This window comes from Paraburkholderia dipogonis, assembly GCF_046027395.1.
GTDB lineage: Bacteria > Pseudomonadota > Gammaproteobacteria > Burkholderiales > Burkholderiaceae > Paraburkholderia > Paraburkholderia dipogonis_A.
Map to the genome: position 1 here is coordinate 190,287 of NZ_JAQQEG010000003.1, position 19,954 is coordinate 210,240.

At 63.2% G+C, this 19,954-nt stretch carries 18 protein-coding genes; 10 read left to right on the forward strand and 8 right to left on the reverse strand.

Features of this window, described 5'->3' with window-relative positions; genetic code table 11:
• The first annotated feature begins 293 nt into the window (after window positions 1-293).
• Both PQR32_RS04830 and PQR32_RS04835 read left to right on the forward strand, forming a co-directional pair.
• The gene (locus tag PQR32_RS04830; protein WP_408222779.1) at window positions 294-518 is read left to right on the forward strand and encodes a DUF3563 family protein; all 225 of its coding nucleotides are present in this window, start codon (window positions 294-296) and stop codon (window positions 516-518) included.
• 153 nt (window positions 519-671) lie between these two features.
• Window positions 672-1,481, forward strand: a complete 810-nt coding sequence (locus PQR32_RS04835) for an alpha/beta fold hydrolase (protein WP_408222781.1) — start codon at window positions 672-674, stop codon at window positions 1,479-1,481.
• A gap of 166 nt (window positions 1,482-1,647) precedes the next feature.
• Here the strand turns inward: PQR32_RS04835 and PQR32_RS04840 are convergent, their stop codons facing one another.
• From PQR32_RS04840 to PQR32_RS04850, 3 genes are all read right to left on the reverse strand, one after another.
• The gene (locus PQR32_RS04840; RefSeq protein WP_408222783.1) at window positions 1,648-2,937 is read right to left on the reverse strand and encodes an MFS transporter; all 1,290 of its coding nucleotides are present in this window, start codon (window positions 2,935-2,937) and stop codon (window positions 1,648-1,650) included.
• A 47-nt stretch (window positions 2,938-2,984) separates the two neighbouring features.
• Window positions 2,985-4,313 (reverse strand): MFS transporter, encoded by a 1,329-nt coding sequence (locus tag PQR32_RS04845; RefSeq protein ID WP_408222785.1) that lies wholly within the window; start codon window positions 4,311-4,313, stop codon window positions 2,985-2,987.
• Between the two features lie 127 nt (window positions 4,314-4,440).
• Complete coding sequence (locus PQR32_RS04850; RefSeq protein ID WP_408222787.1) at window positions 4,441-5,715, reverse strand: glucarate dehydratase family protein; 1,275 nt, start codon at window positions 5,713-5,715, stop codon at window positions 4,441-4,443.
• Between the two features lie 209 nt (window positions 5,716-5,924).
• Between PQR32_RS04850 and PQR32_RS04855 the strand changes: the two genes are divergently transcribed.
• Window positions 5,925-6,629: a GntR family transcriptional regulator gene (locus tag PQR32_RS04855; protein WP_408222789.1), complete on the forward strand. Its 705-nt coding sequence runs from the start codon at window positions 5,925-5,927 to the stop codon at window positions 6,627-6,629.
• Window positions 6,630-6,726: 97 nt separating this feature from the next.
• Here PQR32_RS04855 and PQR32_RS04860 read toward each other — a convergent pair whose 3' ends face one another.
• From PQR32_RS04860 to PQR32_RS04875, 4 genes are all read right to left on the reverse strand, one after another.
• Complete coding sequence (locus PQR32_RS04860; RefSeq protein WP_408222791.1) at window positions 6,727-7,983, reverse strand: ABC transporter substrate-binding protein; 1,257 nt, start codon at window positions 7,981-7,983, stop codon at window positions 6,727-6,729.
• 19 nt (window positions 7,984-8,002) lie between these two features.
• Window positions 8,003-10,030, reverse strand: coding sequence for an alpha-glucosidase (locus PQR32_RS04865; protein ID WP_408222793.1), 2,028 nt, complete (start codon window positions 10,028-10,030; stop codon window positions 8,003-8,005).
• Window positions 10,027-11,109, reverse strand: a complete 1,083-nt coding sequence (locus PQR32_RS04870) for an IolE/MocC family protein (protein WP_408222795.1) — start codon at window positions 11,107-11,109, stop codon at window positions 10,027-10,029. Before PQR32_RS04870 ends, PQR32_RS04865 begins: the two co-directional genes overlap by 4 nt.
• Window positions 11,110-11,176: 67 nt before the next feature.
• A complete protein-coding gene (locus PQR32_RS04875; RefSeq protein ID WP_408222797.1) occupies window positions 11,177-11,998 on the reverse strand; it encodes an AraC family transcriptional regulator in 822 nt (273 codons plus the stop codon).
• Between the two features lie 300 nt (window positions 11,999-12,298).
• Here PQR32_RS04875 and PQR32_RS04880 point away from each other — a divergent pair, with 300 nt between their 5' ends.
• The gene (locus PQR32_RS04880; RefSeq protein ID WP_408222799.1) at window positions 12,299-13,054 is read left to right on the forward strand and encodes a phytanoyl-CoA dioxygenase family protein; all 756 of its coding nucleotides are present in this window, start codon (window positions 12,299-12,301) and stop codon (window positions 13,052-13,054) included.
• A gap of 35 nt (window positions 13,055-13,089) precedes the next feature.
• Here the strand turns inward: PQR32_RS04880 and PQR32_RS04885 are convergent, their stop codons facing one another.
• A complete protein-coding gene (locus PQR32_RS04885) occupies window positions 13,090-13,329 on the reverse strand; it encodes a hypothetical protein (protein WP_408222801.1) in 240 nt (79 codons plus the stop codon).
• Between the two features lie 290 nt (window positions 13,330-13,619).
• Here PQR32_RS04885 and araD point away from each other — a divergent pair, with 290 nt between their 5' ends.
• The 6 genes from araD (at window position 13,620) to PQR32_RS04915 (ending at window position 19,930) form a co-directional block, all read left to right on the forward strand.
• The gene (araD, locus tag PQR32_RS04890; protein ID WP_408222803.1) at window positions 13,620-15,350 is read left to right on the forward strand and encodes an L-arabinonate dehydratase; all 1,731 of its coding nucleotides are present in this window, start codon (window positions 13,620-13,622) and stop codon (window positions 15,348-15,350) included.
• Window positions 15,351-15,363: 13 nt separating this feature from the next.
• Window positions 15,364-16,176 carry an HpcH/HpaI aldolase family protein gene (locus PQR32_RS04895; protein ID WP_408222805.1) on the forward strand — a complete coding sequence of 271 codons (813 nt, stop codon included), beginning with the start codon at window positions 15,364-15,366 and terminating at the stop codon, window positions 16,174-16,176.
• Window positions 16,177-16,270: 94 nt separating this feature from the next.
• A complete protein-coding gene (locus PQR32_RS04900; RefSeq protein WP_408222807.1) occupies window positions 16,271-17,380 on the forward strand; it encodes an ABC transporter ATP-binding protein in 1,110 nt (369 codons plus the stop codon).
• Window positions 17,377-18,309, forward strand: coding sequence for a carbohydrate ABC transporter permease (locus PQR32_RS04905; protein ID WP_408222809.1), 933 nt, complete (start codon window positions 17,377-17,379; stop codon window positions 18,307-18,309). The genes PQR32_RS04900 and PQR32_RS04905 overlap by 4 nt, the downstream gene beginning before the upstream one ends.
• Window positions 18,306-19,145, forward strand: coding sequence for a carbohydrate ABC transporter permease (locus PQR32_RS04910; RefSeq protein ID WP_408222811.1), 840 nt, complete (start codon window positions 18,306-18,308; stop codon window positions 19,143-19,145). Before PQR32_RS04905 ends, PQR32_RS04910 begins: the two co-directional genes overlap by 4 nt.
• Entirely contained in the window at window positions 19,142-19,930 is a 789-nt protein-coding gene (locus PQR32_RS04915; RefSeq protein WP_408222813.1) for an SDR family NAD(P)-dependent oxidoreductase, read from the forward strand. Before PQR32_RS04910 ends, PQR32_RS04915 begins: the two co-directional genes overlap by 4 nt.
• Window positions 19,931-19,954: the final 24 nt, after the last annotated feature.

The window sequence follows — 19,954 nt, forward strand, 5'->3', positions numbered from 1 at the left end:
GCATTCACACTGGAACTCGTGACCGAGTTCTCGCCTCGCCGTGTTCTCGCCCCTTTCTGAAACGTGGCGCCCGGTACAGCGTGACATGTACTGAATACGTGTTTGTCGCGGCCCGACTTCCACTCGAATATCCGTCGGCTACATGACGACACTTCGCCCCATCCGCATCGCTCAAAGACAACTGAAACGTCCGCCAGACAAGGCTCGCTACAAGGTGGCACGGACTCTGCGTTACGCAATGTCCAGCCGTAGCACGACCCGCCCATCCATCGAACTCGGATGCCCCGCACCGGATGCACGCCTGGAACCCAAGTATCGCGCCCCGTTCGTGCGCGATACGCCATCGACCAGGTCGCCAACCGGAGGACGTTTTGTTCATCTTGCTCTTCTATCTTTACCCGTTGCTGAGAAAGGCGCTTGACCGTGCTGAACACAGTCGTCGCGACGCGTACCTCGCGTCCGCCGCCGACATGGGCGAGCTCGAACGCCGCATGCATTTGACGGAAATTGACCGCTGAGGCGACAAGCCAACGCGCCCTCTCGCAATCAGTTTGGACGCCTGGACATGCGCGCCGGCGTCTCGATCATAGCCAGCCGACCGCGCAGCGCCGATAGTGGAGACTTCCGCGATCCGGCATCCGTGCGTCCAACTCCTGAGTTCCATGAACGACATGAACAGCACTATCGCTTCGCAAGCCTTCTCATCCGCAACGTCGGTGATCGCACTGCATTGCTCCGGCTCGGGAGCGGCGCAATGGCGCAAACTCGGCGAGGCGCTCGGCGCGCGCCACGCGTTCGTCGCGCCTGAGCACTACGGCTGCGATAGCACGGGCCCGTGGAGCGGCGAGCGCGCGTTCACGCTCGCCGACGAGGCCGCGCGGACCATCGGCATCATCGACGCCTCGCGTGGCAAGGTGCATCTCGTCGGCCACTCGTATGGCGGCGGCGTGGCGTTGCGCGCGGCCGTCGAACGGCCAGAGCGCATCGCGAGCATCACGCTCTACGAGCCCTCGGCCTTTCATCTGCTGAAGATGATGGGCGCGCACGGAGCGCACGCGCTGGCGGAAATCATCGCGATCTCGAAGCGCACCGCAGATGGCGTGACCTGTGGCGACTATCGGGGCGCAGCGGCTTCGTTCGTCGATTACTGGGGCGGCCGGGGCGCATGGGAAGCGCTGCGGCCCTCGGTGCAGGCGGCGCTCACACGCTGGGCGCCGAAGGCGCCGCTCGACTTCCGCGCGCTGCTCGACGAACGCACGCCCGCGAGCGCGTACACGGGCCTGCGTGTCCCTGCGCTGATCATGCGCGGCCAGCACGCGCCCGTGCCGACGCGCGCGATCGCCGAGCGGCTGCCGATGCTGCTGCCCACAGCGCGTCTTGCGATCGTCGAGGGTGCGGGACACATGGGGCCGCTCACGCACGCCGACAACGTCAACGCGATGATCGTGCAGCATATCGCCGAGGCGGATGCGACAGCTTGAAGCGGTCTCCTGAGTAAACCAATCAGCACGTACCGCAGACAAACCAGCGCTTCTTGAGCGTTACGCGATATCTTGCAGCGGTCCGGCGCTCAGACGAGAAGGTGTCGAAAAAATGTGATCCCGTTTCGGAAATCGCCGTTGCCGAAGATCTTCAGCCGAGAGCAGTCTAGCGCTCCAGATTCACAGGCGTCATGCGTGGCATGAGCAGATGAATGATGCCGAGCGCGACCAGATAAGCCGATGCACCGACAGCGAAGAGCACCCAATACTGACCGGTGCGCTGCAACGTCTCGCCGATGACTCCCGAGTAGAAGAACGAGCCGATCATCCCTGCCACGCCGCCGATACCGACCACCGTGCCAACCATCCGGCGCGGAAACACGTCGCCGACGGTCGTGACAAGATTTGCCGACCACCCTTGGTGAGCCGCTGCGGCAAGGCCGACAGCGAAGACTGCGTACCAGAGGCTCTGAAAAAGCGAAAGTGTCGCAATCGGAAGTACGCACAGCGCGCAGACACCCATCGCGATCTTGCGTGCGACGTTAGGTTGATGGGAACGCTGCATCAGCCGGGACGACAGCCATCCTCCAGCCACGCTGCCGACGGATGCCATCGTGTAAATGACAATCAACGGCAGCCCAAGATTGGCGATGTCGATGTGCCTCGACTCATTGAGCCATTTGGGCAGCCAGAACAAATAAAACCACCACACCGGATCGGTCAGCAGTTTGCCAAAAATGAACGCCCACGTTTCGCGGTACTTCAGCACTGAAAGCCAGCTCACGGGTTGCTCAACGCTTTCGTCGCGATCCGAATTGATGTAATCCAGTTCGCGCTTCGATACCGACGAATGCTCCGCCGGAGGACGGTACACGAGCAGCCACACCGCCAGCCACACGAAGCCGGCCGCCCCTCCCGCAATAAACGTCGCGCGCCAGCCCCACATGACAGCGGCGATCGGTACGAATGCGGGCGCAACGATCCCGCCGACGGTTGCACCCATGTTCCACAGGCCCGTGGCCAACGCACGCTCCTTCTTCGGAAACCATAGGGCCGTGGTGCGGATGGCGACAGGGAAATTGGCCGCCTCGCCGAACCCGAGCAAACCGCGCACGGCCGCGAAGCCGGGGACGGTCGCCGCCATCGCGTGCAGCATCGCGGCCAGGCTCCACATCGCCATCGCACTGCCGTAGACCACTTTGGTGCTGATCCGATCCGCGATTCGGCCAAACGTCGCGAGACCCACGGCATAGGCGACCGTGAACACCATCACGGTCTGCGCGTACTGGACCTGATTCCAGCCAATGTCTTTTTGCAGCAGCGGCGCGAGCAGCCCAAGCATCTGGCGATCCATGTAGTTGATCGTCGTTGCGAAAAAGATGAGCGCGCAGATGGTCCATCTGTATCGTCCGGCGGCCGTTTGATCGGCGACGGCACGGACTTCTAACATTTTCATCGTGTCTCCGGGAAGTTTGTAATCAGGCAAACTGGCTCGCGCACCGTCTACAGCGCGAGGGCGGACCGCCCCTCGCGAGGCTTCATCCGGGAAAAGAACGCGACCCCCGCTGCCACCACCGACATCAAGGCCAGGCCGGTGAGCCCACCTTCGATCGACCCGGTTTTCTGCTCGAGCAAGCCGAAGGCCGCCGGCGCAACGAAGCCGCCGAGATTGCCGATCGAATTGATCAGCGCCAGCACCGCCGCGGAAATCCGCGCATCCAGATAGCCCTGCGGAATCGGCCAGAACAATGCCGACGCGGCTTTAAAACCGATCGCCGCAAAGCAGATCGCGACGAACGAGAACATCGGACTGCCCTGGCCGGCGGCATACATGCCGAGCGCGGCGATCAGCAGCACGCACGCAACCCATGCCTGCTGAAACTTGAAGCGCGCCGCGAGCATCGCGAAGAAATACATCGCCACGATCGAGATCAGCCACGGGATCGAATTGAAGAGCCCGACCTGGAAATCGTTGAAATGGCCCATCTTGCGAATGATGCTGGGCAGCCAGAACGTCGCGCCGTAGATCGTCAGCGAAACCGAGAAATAGATCACGCAGAAGATCAGGATCTGCGGGTCGCGCAGCAGAGTCCAGACGGACGGCTTGACCGCATGCGCCGCATCACGCTGGCGCTGCTCTTCCTCTATCTCGGCGACGACCGCGTCCTGCTCGGCGCCGCTCAGCCATGTGGCGTCGCGCGGCTTCGAGTCGAGCCAGAACCAGATGAAGCCGGCCAGCACCACCGAGGCCATGCCTTCGATCACGAACATCCACTGCCAGCCGTGCAGGCCCCAGCCGCTGATCAGCATCAGCGCGCCGGAGATCGGCCCGGAAAGTATCGAGGCGAGCGCCGAGCCGCTGAGAAAGATCGCCATCGCCTTGCCTCGCTCGTCGCGCGGCAGCCATTGGGTGAAATAGAAAATGACGCCCGGAAAGAAGCCGGCCTCGGCCGCGCCGAGCAGCAACCGCATCGCATAGAACGACGTCTCGCCCCGAACGAAAGCCATGCCGACCGCGGCCAGACCCCACGTGAACATGATGCGCGTGAGCCACGCCTTCGCGCCGAATCGCTGCAGCAGCATGTTCGACGGCACTTCGAAGACCGCGTAGCTGACGAAGAAGAGCCCCGCGCCGAGTCCATAGGCCGCGGCGCCGATGCCGAGATCGGCGCTCAGATGCTGGCGGACGAAGCCGATGTTCACCCGGTCGATGTAGTTGACGACGAACATCACGACGAAGAGGGGCAGTACATGCCACTTGATCTTGCGCACGGCGCTTGCCAGCGCGTCCGCTCGGTCCGGGCCGGCCGCGGCCGGGATGGATCTGCTCATCGGCTTGTCTCCTTTGTCGACCAGAGTTAGCGCTTTAGCGCTTACTCTGGTCCCATGCAAAGCGGTCCCATGCAACACAGTTGCGCAAATGGCAATGCGCATCGCGCGCGCGGCACGTCCGGTCGGGTCAGAAGCGCGGGTTCTTGCCGCTGAAACTCGGGTCGTACTTCTGCATCTGCTTCAGGTCGTCACGATTGCGCACGCCGCACGACAGATACTGGGCATGCAGTTCAGCCAGACGGTCGCGGTCGAGCTCGACGCCGAGACCCGGCGTGGTGGGCACGCATAGCGCGCCGTTGTCGAAGTTCACGCGGCCGCCCTTGATGACTTCTTCTTCCTGCCACGGGTAATGGGTGTCGCACGCGTAGGTCAGGTTGGGGATGCTCGCCGCGACGTGCGTCATCGCCATCAGGCTGATGCCGAGATGCGAGTTGGAGTGCATCGACATGCCCAGATCCCACAGCTTGCACATGCGCGCGAGTGTCTGGGTCGCGCGCAGACCACCCCAGTAGTGATGATCCGACAGCAACACCTTGACCGAACCCATCTCGGCGCCACGACGGAAATCTTCCATGGTCGTGATCACCATGTTGGTCGCGAGGGGCAGGCGAGTATGCTTCGCCAGCTCGGCCATGCCTGCGAGCCCCGGACACGGGTCTTCGTAATACTCGAGCAGCTCGTCGAGTTCGGGGGCGGCCCCGATGCTCGTTTCGAGCGTCCAGTTGGCGTTCGGATCGAGGCGCAGCGGCACGCCGGGGAAAGCCTCGTGCAGCGCACGCATGCATGCGATCTCGTGCGCCGGTTCGAACACGCCGCCCTTGAGCTTGATGCTCTGGAAGCCGTACAGGTCGATCATGCGACGCGCCTGCGCGACGATCTGCTCCGTGCTAAGGCCTTCGCCCCAGGCATCGGGCGCATAGGGCTTGTCGATGTGCTCCGCGTACTTGAAGAAGAGGTAGGCGCTGTAGGGCACTGCGTCGCGAACCTTGCCGCCGAGCAGATCGACGATCGGCGCGCCGACGATTTGCCCCTGCAAGTCGAGCATCGCGACTTCGAGCGTGCTGATGACTTTCGGCGCGTTCTTGGCCGAGTGCGAGCCGGGGGCGAGTTCGAATTCGATCGCGCCCGAGCTCGGCTTGATCGCCGCACGCACACGTTCTTCCATCCGGTTCAGGTCGAACGGCGACAGGCCGATCACCAGCGCCTTGGCCTGCTCGAGCACGCGCAGCGTCGGCTCGTCACCATATGTCTCCGAGATGCCCACGCGGCCATCGCTCGTCTCCAGTTCGACGATGGCGCGCAATGCCCACGGTTCGTGGATGCCGGCAGCGTTGAGCAGAGGGCCGTCGCGGAAGGCGATCGGCGTAATTCGCACCTGAGTGACGGTGATGTCGCGAGTCATGGCGGCGGTCCGGAGATGGAAGGGTTGGAAGTGGATGGACGCATGGTAAAGCACTAATGTATTAGTGCGTCAGTGGGGAAAACCCATAGCCTCAGCATGCTGAAAGCGGCTACACGCTTGCAGGGAGCGGGGGAGCGTCGGCTATAGTATTAATATTTCAGCGGGTGGAAACAGCAGTGCCCGCCTGCGCCCACGTTTCTGGTCCTGCCATGAAAATCAACGCTTCCCCGACGAGGGCGACCCGGCTCGACCGGTCCCGCCATGCCGCGCCGCAAGTATTCGAACGCCTGCGCGAAATGATCCTGTCCCTCGAACTGGCGCCGGGCACGGTGCTCTCGCGCGCCGATCTGGCGACTCAGTACGGTTTGAGTCAGACGCCCGTGCGCGACGCGTTGATGAAGCTCGGCGAGGAAGGCCTCGTCGACATTTTTCCGCAGCACGCCACAGTCGTCAGCCAGATCAACGTGACTTCCGCGCTGCAGGCGCACTTCCTGCGCCGCTCGATCGAACTGGAAATCGTGCGCACGGTTGCGGAGCAGCGCGATGCCGCATTGATCGGTCAGTTGCGCGCCACGATTGCCGGGCAGATGGAAGTGCGCGACCTGAAGAACTACGAGCAGTTCTCGCTGCTGGACCAGGCCTTTCATCGTCAGATGTACGAGGCGGCGGGCGTGCCGCAACTCTGGGATCTGGTGCGCAGGCTGAGCGGCCACATCGACCGGCTGCGTCGCCTGCACCTGCCGGTGAAGGGCAAGACGATGGCGGTGGTGCGCGATCACACCGAGATCGTCGATGCAATCGAAAGGGGCGATGCCGAGGCCGCGCAGGCGGCGCTGCGCAAGCATCTCTCGGGTACGCTGAACCAGGTCGATGAGATCCGCACGAGGCATCCGAATTTTTTGACGGACGTCTGAATGCGGTCTCCCGATCGACGAAACGAGAGGTTGAGCGGGCGAACCGTCAAGGGGCGATTGAGCCCCGAGAATTAAATGCTCTGCCCGCGTGCCCGTTTCATCTCATCACACGCCTGAGTCGTGCAGCCATTCCGTCGACCCCATCGGGCACCGTCACTGCGCGTCCGAGCATCGCGGAAGTTGCCGTGCGCACCGTGTCGGATATCTCCCCATAGCGGTCCGATACGGGGCGTGCTCGCGCCGATTCGAGGACGGGCTTTGCGGACGCGAACCAGGGCGCCGACTGCAGCACGGCCGCGTCCTGAAAGACGGCTGGGTTAGCGGGCATCATCGCCGCTTTGATGGCGAGAAACTTCGAGACTTCGGGCGTCGCCATCCATCGCACCAGCGCCACGGCATCCTTCTTTTGCGTCGAGTACGCGGACACGGCCCATTGCCAGCCGCCGGCGCACGTATCGGTGCTGCCGCCCGCCATCGCGGGGATCGGCATGATGCCGACCTTACCCTTCACCGTGGAATCGGGCTCCTGGAAGTGGCTCCATACCATGCCCCAGCTGACGGCGAATACCGCCTTGCCGCTTCGGAAATCCGTCGTGGTGTCCTGAGTCTTCACCTCCGCGACGTTCTTCTTGATGACACCCTGGTCAACGAGATTCAGCCACATGTTCATGCCTTTTTCGGCGGCCGGCTTGTCGAGCGCGAGGCGGCCGCTGGCATCGATCAACTCCTTGCCCTGGCTCCAGTATGGCGTCAGGAATGTACACACGGCGCCTTCGATCGGCGCGCCCTGGATCGACAGCCCCTGTAGCGAAGCGTCGCGCTCGCCCGCGAGCACAACCTTCGCTTCAGACGCGAGTTGATCCCAGGTCTTCGGTTCGGGCAGATGATACTTGGCGAGCAGGTCTTTGCGGTAGTACATGAACTGCGCGTCCGCATACGCGGGCAGCGACGTAATCTTGCCGTCGACGACGCTCGCTTTCGCATAGGCCGGCATATAGGATTTCATGATGTTCGTGGCATCGCCGCCCAGGTACTTGTCCAGCGGTTCGATCCACTGCGCGCGCATGTACTGCGCGGGATTCACTATGTCGATCATCATCACGTCGAGACTGGAATCGTGCGCGGATAGCACAGTGGACAAGTACGCGCGCTGGAGTTCCGAGGTGCTGCCGCCGGACTCGATCACGACCTTCACGCCGGGCGTCTTCTGCTCGAACTGATCGAACATCTTGCGCATCAGGTCCGGTCGGTTGGCGCCGCCTACGTAGACGTGAAGCGTGGTATCAGCCATCGCGCCGTGTGCGAAAAGTGCCGCGACCGCGCTGCATAGCGCCTTGCAATATCTTGTGTTCACCTCGTCTCCTTTTCGTCTTTTATCGATCCATGCTCGCCGGCAGCGAGAGAAGATAGTCCTGCCAGCGGCTCCCCTGCAAAACGAACACCGGTGGTTCGCCGAGTTCGGCTCGGACTTCGACTCGCATGCCGCCCGCAAATACTTCTCCCGACCACAAATGGACCCAGTTGGCGCCGGCGGGCAGATACGGATGCCATGTGCGGACATCGACGGTATGCACGGGCGCCACCAGCAGCGACTCGCCATACAGGTACTGGTCCTGGATGTCGTAAGTGCTGCGGTCGTCCGCATAGTGCAGAAACAAGGGGCGCTGCAGCGGCAAGCCGCGTTGCGCAGCTTCTTCGACCAGCTCGCGCACATAGGGCGACAGGGCGACGTGCAGACGCGTCATGCGCGCGAGATGCCGCAACACGTCGACGTCCTGGTAGAACTGGAAGTTCTGCTCGGGCCGGTTGCCTTCATGCGTGCGCATCATCGGGGTGAACGCGGCCATTTCGGCCCAGCGCTGAAATACCTCGGGTGTGCGCGTGTTGCCGAAGAGACTCGTATAGCCGCCGATATCGCTGTGATGATACGCGTTGCCGACGAGCCCCGCGGAGAGCGCGGCGCATATCACCGTTTGCAAGCCGTCGTGACGGCTGAAATCGACTGACTGATCGCCTGCCCACAGCATGGGGCAGTGTGCCTGCACGCCGGTGTAACCCGAACGCATGAAGAACACGACCTCTCCGGTTTTACCCGTTGACGCGACCGCCTGCGCATTCACCTCGGCCCACTGCGGAGGGAACGCATTGTGGGCCAGCATCGGGTCCGCGCCGCTCGCGAGTCGCGCATCGACAGGCAGATACTCGCCGAAATCGGCCATCCAGCCGTCGTGGCCTTGATCGAGCATCTCGCGCACGAGAATCCGTTCGCTGAACCAACGCGCGGCGGCGGGATTCGTGAAGTCCACGCTGGCGCACATGAACTCGCCGAAGTCGACGAGTTGCGCGGCGCCGCTCTTATCGCGCACGAGATAGCCGAGCTCCCGTGCTTCCTTGAACAGTTGTCCGTCTTCACACAGATAAGGGTTCGCATAGCCCATGAAACGGATACCCGCGCCGCGCAACGCCTGCACCCAGCGTGCGTGATCCGGATAGCGTTCTTCGTTCCAACGCCAGTCCCAGAAGAGCCGCGTGCCGAACGATGTCTTGCGCACCCCCGCCCAGTCCTCGCACCACAACGCGCTCACCTGCACGCCGTGTTCGAGGGCGAGCGCCAGTACGTGATCGGCATGCCGGCGCCCGTTTTTCAGGCCGAGTACCGCGCCCTGATGCAGCCATTCCGGCAGGCGCGGCTGGCGGCCAAAGCGCGTCGACAAGTGCTCGACCAGCGTCGTGAAGTCATCAGCGAGCGTGAACTCCAGTTGTTCGGGTACGGCCCAGAAATGTAACTCGTGATGCTCCGCGCGACGAAAATCGAAGTCGGCGTAGGCCGTCGTCTGCGCATGCAATGCATAGCGGCGCGAGGACACGAATGTGGGTTGCGGATAGTAGGTCTTGTAGTAGTCACCTCCGCCGCCGCCCGCGATCTCGGCCTGCCATGTAATGTGGGTCGACTTGTCCCGACCGACGCCTGGCTCCGAGGTCCAGAGCGGAAAATGCCGTCCACGCAGATTGAAGTAGGAGAACTGCTCACCGCAGCCCCACACATACTCATCGGCCTCTGCGGGTACGCGCCACCAGAGACGGTTGATACGCGCATCATGTGACTGAAAGCGCAGTTGTACGCCTGTCTCGGCCGGCGATATCTCGACGCTCAGAACAACCGGGCCGTCCGCACTCATCGAGAAATCGATGCACTCGCAACCATGACGCCGCTGCAGCCGCGCGGCACGCAGGGCGATCTTCTCCTCGAGATCGTCGCGCAAGTCGGCGTGGCCCTTGCGCGTCTTCACGATTCCGGTACCTGTGCCGACGAAGCAACAAGGCCGTGTCTCATGATGACTGAGTAATACGCGGCCTCCCGACTTTAGAGTCAAGGTGCCGTGTTCGAACTCCAGTGTCATTGCTGCGCTCCCGTCGTAGCGGGCTGGCCGGCGAGGCCTGGCCCATTTGGCAAGTTATGGTGCGTGTCTGGGATGAGGGCATGCGCGGGGCTGTTGGAAACGCTAGTCCAGGTCTCGCGTAGCCAGCGCGCACATGCCACGCTGTCTTCGAACAGCGAATAGCGAGAACCCGCGCCGTAGTCGTGAAACGGCAGGATTTCCGTACTGACGTGCCCGAGCCGGCTCGACGGCGCGTGCGCATGATGCGCAAGCAGCGTGCGCATGACATGCTTCCATGGTTCGAGTGCCGCTTCGCTCCATGCGCTATGCCAGGTGCCGGCGGGCGGGTTGCGAAACGGATACTGGATGCCGCGTCCCGGCCGGCCGTCGGGGCCGCTGCTCCACACGTTGACGGGATTGTTCGGCACGGCGGGACGCGCGTGCGCGTGTCCGACAAGATTGCCGCTGATCCAGCGCTGGATCACGCCGTGTTCATCAAAGGGATCGAGCCGTACGCGGCCCGCCTGCACGTCGGCGAGCATGCCTTGCGCTTGCTGCTCGCCGGTATTTCCGATCTTGTAGATGACGTGCGACGGATCGAGCGTGATGTTGAACGGCACGCCTTCCCGTTCCACGAGCCGCGCCACTTCCTCGACCCGTCCGAAGTGCTCGGACCAGGTATCCACATGCACCTCGAAGCACGGCGTCACACCGACTTTCGCACCGACCTCAAAGGCATGCAGGTATGCAGCCGCGACGCGCGCATTCGATACCGGCACGCCGTTCGCATCGAGATGCCGCAACTGGACGTTCTGTACCTTCGCGCCCAGTTCGCCGCCGATGCGCATATGCCAGTCCAGCAACGGCTCGTCGCGTTCGAGCATGTAGATAAATCCGCCTGCGCGGATCGGCAGCTTGTAGCGCTCGCTCATCCGCAGATGAAGGTCGATCTCGTGCGGTGGTGGCGTGCGTTCGTAGTAGTCGAAGACGCCTGCCTCGCTGACCATGCGAAAGCGGGTCTCGAGGTCGAATGTATCGACGTCGGTGTGCACCACGCTGTTGCCCGTGATGCCGATGAGAAGAGTCGCGGCGTTTGTCATGAATGCATGATCGCCGCTCGGCCGATCGCGCGCTGTGCGGATCGTGCTGAGGTGTCGTCACTTGCCGCTAAACCGCGTTGTCGCCCAACAATTCGCGCGGCGTCACGCCGGTGGCGTCATAGAGCACGCGGGCAAATTGCGCATAGCTGCCAAAGCCCGCATCGAACGCAGCTTGTGTCAGGTTGCGACAGCCGCCGAGTTGCAGCTGTTCCTGAAAGCGCCGCAACCGGACGTGGTTGCGGTGGGCGGAGACGGATTGCTCGACCTGCTCGGCGAACAGGTGGCTCAGGCGGCTCGGGCTCAGGTGAACCACTTGCGCGAGTTTGGGCAGCGGGGTCGACGGATCCGCGTCGAGCAATGCAAGCGCCTTGATGATGGCGGGATGCATCGGACGTCCGACGCGGCCATTCTGCGTTTCCGTGATGCGGGCCGCAGCGTCGAACCACCAGGCGAGCCCATTGGCATGATGAGCCGGGTCGTCTTCGCACTCGATCAGCGATTGCAGCACTGAGGTCAGGTGGGTGCGCTCTTTTTCGCGCAGCCGATGCGGACGGGCAAACTGCTCGCGCTCGTGCGCGGAAGCCGGCACGCGTTGCGTGCGCGACGCGAGAAACCCGGGTCGACCGAGGATCACCCACAGCGACATGTCGTCGCTCGCATCGATCAGCATGTGCGGCTGCTCAGGAAAGAGCCACAGCAAATCACCGCGCGTCAGGTTCTGGATGCGGTCGTCCACCAGATAGCGGCAGGTGCCCGACTCGACCAGATTCGCCTCGATCTCGACGTGGCTGTGCGGACTGGTGAGGCGTTTGTAGCGCGGCCGGGCCGCGGGGCTCAACCAGCACATTCCGGATAGCGTGGAAGGGATGATGTCGGTCTTCTGAGCCATTTACCGTGTCCTCATTGTGTCCTCACAATAGCCAGATACGCTATGCACGAATCATGGCATGCGGGCTGATCTTGCGGCCCGGCGCGGCGTTTGCCTGCGAGCCGCCATTGTTCGGGGGCTCCTGGTTTTCTGTCAAGAAGGGGAGTACGCGGATAGCCGCGCGCGGGAACCCTGCCATTGCCATGGCGATACGGGTACACCCGCACCTAGCACGAAATGCAGAAACGTCGGTTTGATCGGCAGAGATCGCTGCGAACGTTGAGCCTAATCTGAAGGCTCTTTGACGACAGGAGCGAGACGATGCTCAGCCAGGACCAGATCGACAGTTTCAGGAAGAAGGGTTATTGCGTGATCGAGAATGCGATGTCGGAGCAGGAACTGGAGGGGGCCCGCGAGGCGGCCGACGCCCTCGTGGAAGCAGCAGTGAAGGGCCGGCCGTATCCGCCGTCGTTCCTGCGGGAAGGGCAGGCGTACAGCGCCATCAGCAAGGGAAACCGGCACTTCTTCTCGAACCGTTGCGAGATCTTTCCCGCGCTCGATCGCTTTATCAAAGGCCAGATGATGGCGGAACTCGCCGCTGATCTGCTAGGGCCGAAGGTTTATCTGTTCAATGAACAGATCGTGGTGAAGGCGCCGCAGCACGGCGACAGTTTCGCCTGGCACCAGGACTCGGGCTATGTGCCGTTTGCACACAAGCCGTACCTCACGGTCTGGTGCGCGCTCGACCAATCGACACGCGACAACGGCACGCTGTTCGTGATTCCGCGCGATATCTCGCACGACCTCTCCGTGACGAAACACGAGTGGGACTCGAACGGCGCCAATCTGGTGGGCTTTCGCGGCGCTGATGAGGGTGAGGTGATCGAAGTGCCGGCCGGCGCGGCGGTGGCGTTCTCGAGCGTCATGATGCACCGCACGGGCGCGAATCGCACCGCGCATCCGCGCCGCGCGCTGGTTTGCCAGTACACCGCGGAACCATTGCTGCGCCCCGAAACCGGCCGGCCGCACAACCGGGCCGTACCGATGCCGTGCGGGGCGGGAACCGTGGATGCGTGAGGCGTTGTGATCGCGTGAACAGGAGGCGCCGCCGCTTATGAACCGTAATCCGCCGCCGACGCCGGATTGGTTGGACGTGGCAGTCGAGCGAGTCGCCGACGCTCGGCCTTGCGTGCCTCCCGGGCTGCGTCTTCGCTGTTCGCGGTCCGCACGGCAGAGGCGCCGTTCGCCGCAGCCGGCAGTGGCGTGTTGCTGTCGGCTAAAGCCGCGGAAGCGGCGAGACCCAGCGATGCCAATAGCACGCAGGAGGGAATGAGACGTTGTCTCGTAGTCATTTTGTGGGACTCCTTCTGGAAAACGCCGATTGGAGCGGAGCGGCTCGTCGGACTCGTGTCGACTTATTAATTAGGGTAGCAATTTTCGTCGTGTTAAGGCAAGGGGCGGGGGTAGTAGGGGAAGTAAAAGACTATTGCGATTCTTGAGCTTAATCAGTGAGTTAGATTTGGCTGCATTAACTGATGTGAATGATAAGACTTTAACTTTTTTTGTGTCTGTGAGGTTAATTCGGAGAATTTTCACGGTAATTGGATGCGAATAAACGGCAACACAATCTAGAGGTAGCCGCTTGGACAAGAAACTCAGACAACTCGAATCGTTGCGCAGTCAACGCTGGCTCGCCCCGGACGATATGCGTTCGTTCGCGCACCGGCAGCGTCTTCAGCAAATGGGTTTACGGCGCGAGGAATTCATGGCGCGGCCGGGGATCGCCATCGTCAATACGTGGAGCGATCTGTCGCCGTGTCATAGCCATCTGCGCGAAAGGGCTGAAGCCGTGAAGCGCGGGATTCTGCAGGCCGGCGGCTTGCCGTTCGAGTTGCCGGCGATGTCGCTCGGCGAAGTGATGGTGAAGCCGACCACCATGCTGTATCGCAACTTTCTCGCGATGGAAGTCGAGGAACTGCTGCGCTCGCTTCCGATCGACGGCGCGGTGCTGCTCGGTGGATGTGACAAGACCACGCCGGGCCTGCTGATGGGCGCGTTGAGCGCAGACCTGCCGTGCATTTTCGTGCCGGCGGGACCGATGCTGAACGACCGCTACCGTGGCGTGCCCGTCGGCGCGGGAACGCACACGAAGTTGTTCTGGGACGAATACCAGGCCGGCAATCTCCCGCAGACCGAATGGATCGCGCTCGAAGCGCGGATGACGCGCACGCCCGGCACGTGCAACACGATGGGCACGGCTAGCACGATGACCTCGATCGCGGAGGCGATGGGATTTGTTTTGCCGGGTGCGAGCAGCATTCCGGCGATGGATTCCGCGCATACCCGCATGGCGTCGGCAAGTGGGGCGCGCATCGTCGAGATGGTCTGGGAGGATCTGCGGCCCTCGACGTTCTTCGACGCGCATGCGGTCGATAACGGCATTGTCGCCTACATGGCGCTGGGCGGATCGACCAACGCGGCGATCCACCTGATCGCCATCGCCGGACGGGGTGGCGTCTCGCTCACGCTGGATGACCTCGCGCGCAAAGGCGACGGCATTCCGGTGCTGGCCAACCTGTTTCCATCAGGCGACCGGTTGATGGAAGACTTCTATTACGCTGGCGGCCTGCCGGCTCTGCTGCTGCAGGTTCGCGACCTGCTGCATCTGGATTGCGGGACGGTCAACGGCCTGACGCTCGGCGAGAACCTGCAGCACGCGCGTTGCATGGACGCTGAAACGGTGCGTTCACGCGACAATCCGGCCGCGCAAGGCGGCGCACTCGCAGTGCTGCACGGCAACCTTGCGCCGTCCGGCGCCGTCATCAAGCCCAGTGCCGCGAGCGAGAAATTCCTCAAGCACGCGGGACCCGCACTGGTATTCGATTCGATGGCGGAGATGAACACGCGCATCCATGACGAGGCGCTCGACGTCACCGAGGACACCGTGCTGGTGCTGCGCAACGGCGGGCCGCTCGGTGCGCCCGGCATGCCCGAGTGGGGCAATCTTCCGATCCCACGCAAGCTGCTGGCCGCGGGTGTGCGCGACATGGTCCGGCTTTCGGATGCGCGCATGAGCGGCACGCACTACGGAACCTGCGTCCTGCACATCGCGCCCGAGGCGGCGGCGGGCGGTCCGCTCGCGCTCATCAGAACCGGCGACATCGTCGAACTCGACGTGGCCGCGGGCCGCCTCGACATGCGCGTCAGCGAGGCCGAACTGGCTCGCCGGCGCGCGGAATGGCAACCCGGCGTACAGCGCGCCAAGCGCGGCTATACGCGGATTTTCCTCGACCATGTCACTCAGGCACACGAAGGATGCGACTTCGACTTCCTGATGGGGCGCGAAGCCCCGGTCGAACCCACGATTTTTTAAGGAACCCAACGCGATGGACAAAACCAGCACCCACACAGACCTGAATGGCTTCAGGCGTGCCCTCGCGGCAGACGGCGTGCCGGTCGGCACCTGGCTGATGTCGGGGACCGCCAGCACCGCCGAGGCGCTCGGCCGCGCGGGCTTCGACTGGCTGTTGATCGACATGGAGCATGTGCCGATCGAATTCCGCGACACGTGGCAACTGCTGCAAGCGGTCGGCTGCACGCCGGCCACGGCCATCGTGCGGCTGGCGGCGAACGATGCCGTGCTGGCCAAGCGCGCGCTCGACATGGGCGCGCAGACCTTGATGTTTCCCTTCGTCGAGACCGCGGACGACGCGCGGCGCGCGGTAGCGTCGACGAAATACCCGCCGCTGGGCACACGGGGCTATGCCGCGATGCATCGCGCGAGCGGCTACGGCACGCAGGCTTCGTACAGCACGCAGGCCAACGAAACGACAGCCTGCATCGTGCAACTGGAAACGCCTGCGGCCATCGAACGGCTCGAACAGATTGCGGCGGTGCCGGGTGTCGATGCGTTGTTCGTCGGCCCTGGCGACCTGTCCGCCGCCATGGGCAAGATCGGCAACCTGAAAGACGAGGCGGTGCAGGCGATGATTCTCGACGCCGCGCAGCGCGCGCGCCGTATCGGCATGCCGATCGGCATAGTAGGGCCGACGCCCGAGATGGTCGATTCGTTCGTGCATGCGGGCTACGGCTATGTCGCCATCGCGTCGGATATGGGCATGATGATGCGGCAGGCGGCGGCGTGGCTCGCGATGATCAAGGGCCGTACGGCGAGCACCGAAAGCGCGGGACCGTATTGAGCGCCGCAGGTGTTGCGGAGGAATGACGCAGGGCAAGCATCGCAGGCAGCACAACATCGATTCGCGTCCATGAGAGGCGAACAGGAGACACATAATGGCGACAGTGACCTTCAACCGTGTGGTCAAGGCGTATGACGGCAACGCCGCGGTGTTGCACGACATCAATCTCGATGTGAAAAACGGCGAGTTCGTCGTGTTCGTCGGACCGTCGGGCTGCGGGAAGTCGACGCTGATGCGTATGCTCGCGGGGCTGGAAACAGTCACGCAGGGCGAGATCATGATCGACGGCAAGCGCGTGGACGGTCTGGCGCCGCGCGAGCGCGAAATCGCCATGGTGTTCCAGGACTATGCGCTCTATCCGCACAAGTCAGTCTACGAGAACATGGCGTTCGGCTTGCGTCTGCGTAAAACGCCCAAACCCGAAATCGACTCACGCGTGAGATCGGCGGCGAAACTGCTGCAGCTCGATCATCTACTCGAGCGCAAGCCGCGCAATCTGTCGGGCGGTCAGCGGCAGCGTGTGGCGATGGGTCGCGCGATCGTGCGCAATGCGAAGGTCTTCCTGTTCGACGAGCCGCTGTCGAATCTCGATGCGAAGCTGCGCAACGAAATGCGCGTCGAGATCAAGAAGCTGCACCGGCGGCTGGGCGCGACGATGATCTATGTCACGCATGATCAGGTCGAGGCCATGACGCTTGCGGACCGTATCGCCGTTCTGTCGGCCGGCCGGGTCGTGCAATACGGCACGCCCGACGAAATCTACAACGCGCCGCGCACCACCTTTGTGGCGGGCTTCACCGGCTCCCCCGCGATGAACCTGCTGGAACTGGACATCGAGCGGACGCGCGCGCGCGGCCAGGGTATCGACATCGAAATACCCGCTGGCGTACTGGCCAAGCTGAAGTCTGGTGAGCGCCGCCTCACGCTCGGCGTTCGGCCCGAATGCCTGAAGTATGCGACGGACGCCGAGGCAGCCGCACAGGGCGGCGCGTGCCCGATCCGCTCGCGAGTGGTGGTGAACGAGCCGCTCGGCGCCGAGACGTTGTGCACGCTGGATCTCGGCGGCCAGCCGCTGGTGGCGCGACTTCCCGCGGATATCCGCTTGCCGCCGGGCGCCGAAGCGTGGCTCTCCGTGAAGCATGAGAAGACCCACTGGTTCGATACGCAGACCGGTGCGTCCCTTCAGCAAGCGAGGCCGCGATGAACAGTGTCAGCGTCACCGAGAAACACGCGCCGACGGAACAGCGGCGTTCACGCTGGCTCGACCCTTCGGAAAAGCAGCTCGCCTTCATCCTGCTCGCACCTGCCGCGTTGCTGCTGGGGCTGATCGTTGTCTATCCGATCGGCAAGCTGCTGTACAACAGCTTCTTCGACATCCGGCTCTCAGGCGGTCTTGCGCCGAGCTTTATCGGTCTGCGCAACTACGCGGACGCATTGCACGATCCGGACTTCTGGAACGCGACGAAGAATACGTTGCTCGTCACGGTGATTACTGTGCCCGGCGCTTTCCTCGTCGGACTGCCGCTCGCGCTTCTCGCAAATCTGCCGTACCGGGTGCGTTGGCCGATCCGTCTCGCGCTGCTGTTGCCATGGGCGTTGCCGCTGGCATTCTCCGGTCTCATCTTCGCGTGGTTCTTCAATACGGACCACGGCGTCGTCAACGACGTGCTGGTGAGGCTCGGCTTCGCGCCGGTGATGTTCCTGCTGAGTCCGGCCTGGGCATTCGCGGCCGTGTGCCTGACGACGATCTGGAAAACCTCGTCCTTCGTCGCGCTGATTCTGCTGGCCGGGCTGCAAACGATCCCGCGTTCGCTTTACGAAGCCGCGGAGGTCGACGGGGCAACCCGGCTGCAGAAATTCTTTCACATCACGTTGCCGATGCTGGTGCCTTCGATCGTCGTAGCGATGATCTTTCGCACCATCAGCGCGCTGCAAACGTTCGACATCCCCTACACGATGGTGCACGGCGGTCCGGGGAACAGTACGACGACGCTGGCGATGCTGATCAACTCGACCATGATCGACTATCTCGACGTCGGCTACGGCGCGGCGCTGGCGGTATTCATGTTCGCGATTTCGCTGGCGATCAGCGTGTTGTATCTCAAGTTCGTGCGAGGAGAGGGCAGAAAATGAATCAGCTACAAGGACTCTTTGGCGGCGCGCGGCTGCGCTGGATCGCGGCCGCGGTCGTGGTGTTCAACGGATTTTTCCCGGCCGTATGGATTCTGCTGACCTCGTTCAAGAGCGAGGCGGAACTGGCGCGCACGCCCATCACCTATCTGCCGCATCAGGCCACGCTCGCCAATTACGTGCATGCCTTCACAGACCAGCCGCTGCTGGTGTTCCTCGCCAACAGCTTCGTCGTGGCCTTCTGCTCGACAGCGATCGCGGTGCTGGTGGCGGCGTGCGCGGCCTACGCGATCGCGCGCCTGAAGTTGAAGTACCGCGGCTTGATCCTCTCGCTGATCATCGCGTCGTCGATGTTCCCGCTCGTCACACTGCTCGTGCCGCTGTTCGAGATCATGCGCACGCTGGGGCTGCTCAACACGTACCTTGCGTTGATCATCCCGTATAGCGTGCTGAGTTTGCCCGTCTGCACGCTCGTACTGGTGAGCTTCTTCCAGGCGATTCCTGAGGATCTGGAAAGCGCCGCGTTGCTCGATGGTTGCACGCGCATCGGTGCGCTGTTTCGCATCGTGCTGCCGTTGTCGGCGCCCGGCGTGTTCACGGCGGCGATCCTCGCGTTCGTCAATTCGTGGGACGAGTTCTTGCTGGCGCTTTCGCTCAACTCGGCGCCGGCATTCCGCACGCTGCCGGTCGGCATCACGCTCTACCAGGGCGAGTTCAGATTTCCGTGGCCGCTGATCTCGGCGGCGCTCGTGGTGGCCATCGTGCCGATCGCGGCGCTGATGGCGATCTTCCAGGAGCGGGTAATCGGCGGCCTCACTGCCGGAGGGCTGAAAGGATGAGCGCGACGCGGCAATACACGCTCTATCCGAGCCTGCACCGGAAGGCCGTATTCGTCTCGGGTGGCGCATCCGGGATCGGCGCGGCGCTGGTGGACGCTTTCGTTCAGCAGGGCGCGCGAGTGGCCTTCTGCGATATCGACGAAACTGCCGGCGTGGCCCTGTGCGATACCTATCCTCCGGAGCGGCGCCCCTTTTTTGCGCGCTGCGACGTGCGCGACGTCGCGGCGTTGCATCGGGTATTGGACCGCGCGGCCGCCGCGACGGGCCCCATCCGCGTGCTGGTCAATAACGCGGCGCGCGACGATCGTCATGCGCTCGCCGATCTCAGCGAGGCGCGCTGGAATGAACTGCTGGCGGTGAATCTCACGCACCACGTGTTCGCCACGCAACGGGTCGTCTCGGGCATGGCTGCCGCGGGAGGCGGCGCGATCATCAATCTGGGGTCCATCTCCTGGCTACGCGGACGGCCCAACCTGATCGGCTACACGGCCTCGAAGGCCGCCATCAGCGGAATCACCCGCACGCTGGCGCGGGAGCTCGGGGAACTCAACATTCGGGTCAACGCGGTTTTGCCCGGTGCGGTCGTGACGGAGCGGCAACAACGGCTGTGGCGCGACGCCGGTGCGGACCAGCGCTATATCGAATCCCAATGCCTGAAATTCCGTGTCGAGCCGCATCACGTGGCCAGCATGGTGCTGTTTCTGGCGAGCGAGGAGTCCGCCGCGATCACGGGACAGAACCTGCTCGTCGACGCGGGTCTCGCCCAGACATCGGTGGTGGGTTGATACGGATACCCAGGTAATAGGGCG

Bases quoted from the DNA above. Each gene is read 5' to 3' on its own strand.
- PQR32_RS04870 (WP_408222795.1), bottom strand. From the start codon at position 11,109: ATGACAAACGCCGCGACTCTTCTCATCGGCATCACGGGCAACAGCGTG.
- PQR32_RS04845 (WP_408222785.1), bottom strand. From the start codon at position 4,313: ATGAGCAGATCCATCCCGGCCGCGGCCGGCCCGGACCGAGCGGACGCG.
- PQR32_RS04835 (WP_408222781.1), top strand. From the start codon at position 672: ATGAACAGCACTATCGCTTCGCAAGCCTTCTCATCCGCAACGTCGGTG.
- PQR32_RS04865 (WP_408222793.1), bottom strand. From the start codon at position 10,030: ATGACACTGGAGTTCGAACACGGCACCTTGACTCTAAAGTCGGGAGGC.
- PQR32_RS04875 (WP_408222797.1), bottom strand. From the start codon at position 11,998: ATGGCTCAGAAGACCGACATCATCCCTTCCACGCTATCCGGAATGTGC.
- PQR32_RS04910 (WP_408222811.1), top strand. From the start codon at position 18,306: ATGAATCAGCTACAAGGACTCTTTGGCGGCGCGCGGCTGCGCTGGATC.
- PQR32_RS04840 (WP_408222783.1), bottom strand. From the start codon at position 2,937: ATGAAAATGTTAGAAGTCCGTGCCGTCGCCGATCAAACGGCCGCCGGA.
- PQR32_RS04830 (WP_408222779.1), top strand. From the start codon at position 294: ATGCACGCCTGGAACCCAAGTATCGCGCCCCGTTCGTGCGCGATACGC.
- PQR32_RS04900 (WP_408222807.1), top strand. From the start codon at position 16,271: ATGGCGACAGTGACCTTCAACCGTGTGGTCAAGGCGTATGACGGCAAC.
- PQR32_RS04905 (WP_408222809.1), top strand. From the start codon at position 17,377: ATGAACAGTGTCAGCGTCACCGAGAAACACGCGCCGACGGAACAGCGG.
- PQR32_RS04915 (WP_408222813.1), top strand. From the start codon at position 19,142: ATGAGCGCGACGCGGCAATACACGCTCTATCCGAGCCTGCACCGGAAG.
- PQR32_RS04885 (WP_408222801.1), bottom strand. From the start codon at position 13,329: ATGACTACGAGACAACGTCTCATTCCCTCCTGCGTGCTATTGGCATCG.
- PQR32_RS04855 (WP_408222789.1), top strand. From the start codon at position 5,925: ATGAAAATCAACGCTTCCCCGACGAGGGCGACCCGGCTCGACCGGTCC.
- PQR32_RS04895 (WP_408222805.1), top strand. From the start codon at position 15,364: ATGGACAAAACCAGCACCCACACAGACCTGAATGGCTTCAGGCGTGCC.
- PQR32_RS04850 (WP_408222787.1), bottom strand. From the start codon at position 5,715: ATGACTCGCGACATCACCGTCACTCAGGTGCGAATTACGCCGATCGCC.
- PQR32_RS04880 (WP_408222799.1), top strand. From the start codon at position 12,299: ATGCTCAGCCAGGACCAGATCGACAGTTTCAGGAAGAAGGGTTATTGC.